The following is a 531-nucleotide window of genomic DNA, read 5'->3' as shown; positions in this document are numbered from 1 at the left end:
TCTTTAAAACGAAACTTAAAACAGGTTCAGAAAGAAATGAAAACTATAGAAGATAAATTACTTGTTTTAGTAAAAGCAGCACATCAAGAGGTTTTAACCCGCTTAAAAAGTATTCCAGGAATTGGACCAAAAACAGCACTAATGTTAGTGGTTTTAACCGATGGCTTTGATCGTTTTACAAGCGGCAGTGAATTGTGTAGTTACGCAGGTTTAACTCCGGTGATCCGACAAAGTGGAAGTAGTGTAAAAGGACGTCCGCGAATCAGTAAAATAGGAAATCAAAAGCTTAGAAATTTATTATTTATGTGCAGTTTTAATGCTTGTAAATATAACCATGCTTGCAAAGCAATTTATGAGCGATTGGTCGCCAAAGGAAAGAGCAAAAAATTAGCCTTAATAGCGGTTTGTAATAAGCTTTTAAAACAGGCTTTTGCTATCGCAAAATCTGGTCTAACCTATGATAATAATTACAGAAGTACTTTAGCAATAAATTAATAAGTTTTTACTTGTTTTTTACCACAGTACTTTGTT

1 protein-coding gene is annotated in these 531 nt (G+C 33.3%); it reads left to right on the top strand.

All coding sequences use genetic code 11. From position 1 onward, the window contains the following. A partial coding sequence (locus HM985_RS17150; protein WP_179377423.1) for a transposase occupies positions 1 to 495 on the top strand: 495 nt, incomplete at its 5' end. Positions 496 to 531: the final 36 nt, after the last annotated feature.

The organism is Winogradskyella wichelsiae (genome assembly GCF_013403925.1).
Lineage (GTDB): Bacteria > Bacteroidota > Bacteroidia > Flavobacteriales > Flavobacteriaceae > Winogradskyella > Winogradskyella wichelsiae.
Note: the sequence above shows the minus strand (reverse complement) of the source record. Positions and strands in the feature narration are given on the sequence as shown.